Consider the following 940-nt stretch of genomic DNA (forward strand, 5'->3'; position numbering starts at 1 on the left):
TAATTGAAGTAACCTAAAATTTACGGTATCTTTTGCGGTATCTGAAAAATACCTCGAAAAAATACCGTAAAAATGAAGCTGAACGACTGACAAATCAAAAACGCCAAGCCCGCCGAAACAGGGAAAAAGTACAAGCTGTTTGACGGAGACGGTCTGTATCTTGAAGTTACACCGGCGGGCGGGAAAGTTTTCCGCTTGAAATACCGCATAGATGGCAAAGAGAAAACATTTACTATATCGGTAAATATCCGACCGTATCACTGGTAGAAGCCCGCCAAGCCGCCGAAAACGCCCGCCGCTTGCTTGCATCGGGGCAAGACCCAGTGAAGCCAAGCAACAAGAAAAGCGTGAACGGCAAGCTGCTGTCAGTAATACCTTTCGGAACATTGCCGCCGAGTGGCATAAACACCGTGAAACAGGATTGACAGGCAATCACGCCGCCCGTGTATGGGACAGCTTGGAAAAGGACGTTTTCCCCGCGCTGGGCAGTTTGCCTGTCAGTGAAATCAAAGTCAGCCAAGTAAAAGAAGTGATTGAAGCGGTGGCAGCAAGGGGAGCACTTGAAACGGCGGGGCGGATATTGCAGCGTATCAAGGCTGTTTTCACTTATGCGATACGGACGGAGCGGGCAGAAAACAATCCCGCTGTTCCCTTGGTAGGTTTAATCAAAGCCCCAAAGCAGAAACATCAGCCCGCATTGCCGCAATCCGAACTGACCGAGTTTTACCGCCGGTTGATGCTGGAACAAGCCGAACAGCAAACAAAAATAGCCATGCAGCTAATCATGCTGACCTTTGTCAGAAATGGAGAGCTTAGGGCGGCGGAATGGGCGGAATTTGATTTGGATGGGGCAGAATGGAGCATACCCGCCGCCAAGATGAAGATGAAAGCCCCGCATATCGTCCCCCTTGCCGATTGGACGCTTGAGCTTTTGGCAGAA

General features: G+C 50.0%; 3 protein-coding genes. 2 read left to right on the plus strand and 1 reads right to left on the minus strand.

Translation table 11 applies throughout. The annotated features are described in order from the left end of the window. On the minus strand, positions 1 to 309 hold a 309-nt coding region (locus tag DBY90_RS13730), incomplete at its 3' end, for a hypothetical protein (protein ID WP_234405143.1). Between DBY90_RS13730 and DBY90_RS12445 the strand changes: the two genes are divergently transcribed. Both DBY90_RS12445 and DBY90_RS12450 read left to right on the plus strand, forming a co-directional pair. Beyond that, positions 261 to 425, plus strand: a complete 165-nt coding sequence (locus tag DBY90_RS12445) for a hypothetical protein (protein ID WP_234405144.1) — start codon at positions 261 to 263, stop codon at positions 423 to 425. The two genes, DBY90_RS13730 and DBY90_RS12445, sit on opposite strands and share 49 nt — an antisense overlap. After that, positions 422 to 940: tyrosine-type recombinase/integrase (locus tag DBY90_RS12450; RefSeq protein ID WP_185952214.1), on the plus strand; the 519-nt coding region annotated here is incomplete at its 3' end. The genes DBY90_RS12445 and DBY90_RS12450, both read left to right, overlap by 4 nt.

This window comes from Neisseria mucosa (assembly GCF_003044445.1).
Taxonomy (GTDB): Bacteria; Pseudomonadota; Gammaproteobacteria; order Burkholderiales; family Neisseriaceae; genus Neisseria; species Neisseria mucosa_A.